We start from the raw sequence: 660 nt of genomic DNA, 5'->3' as shown, positions 1-660 counted from the left end.
TTGGTTTTGATGGGCATAGATACGACTTTGTCAGCAGAATTATTGGCGGCAATGGCTATACTTACGAGACAATACCTACTGGCAGTAACATGTGGAAAGAATGGTGGAGAGTGATCATGAATCCCATAAGTTCCCATACCTGTCTTGGAGATGCGAGTGATATATGCAAAAAGCGTTATGGCCCTTCTCATCGTGAACAAAAACCTTGAAGGAGAAAAAAATGAACATGTTGTTTAAATTACTGAGTATAATAGTTTTATTAAGTATAGTGGGATGTCAGTTTAATAAAACTCCTTCATCATCTTTGGCGATGTGGGAGAAGCCAGGAGCAGATTTTACTGAGATAGGAAAAGCCTTGTTAGAATGTGGTATGCCAACCCCTTATGATAAGGATCCAGAAAATAGAAAGTTAAGTTTAAATAAAAAGGCGTTCATTGATTCTTGTATGGTTCAATCAGGATTCCGCTATAAAGATACAGAGGCAGGAACGTGGTGTGAGAATTTTCAAGGAAAGAATCTTCCGGCTTGTCGTCCAGGTGCTGTTGTTCCACAGCGTAGTGTCAAGAAGCGCTTAAACAGCCCTTTTTGTAAAAAGCATCCAGAACAATATGAATGCTATCCTTAAGTCTTTCTTGTGATGATCAACAATCTGCCATCCTT

1 protein-coding gene and 1 pseudogene are annotated in these 660 nt (G+C 39.2%); both read left to right on the top strand.

The genetic code is table 11. The features are described 5' to 3' along the window. Positions 1–209 (top strand): annotated as a pseudogene (locus tag ACFIM8_RS09310) (filamentous hemagglutinin); the annotation flags it as partial. A gap of 11 nt (positions 210–220) precedes the next feature. Beyond that, entirely contained in the window at positions 221–625 is a 405-nt protein-coding gene (locus tag ACFIM8_RS09305; protein ID WP_375607635.1) for a hypothetical protein, read from the top strand. Positions 626–660: the final 35 nt, after the last annotated feature.

Origin of the sequence: Bartonella sp. AC535YNZD, assembly GCF_042196625.1 — a bacterium.
Classification (GTDB): Bacteria; Pseudomonadota; Alphaproteobacteria; order Rhizobiales; family Rhizobiaceae; genus Bartonella.
Note: the sequence above shows the minus strand (reverse complement) of the source record. Positions and strands in the feature narration are given on the sequence as shown.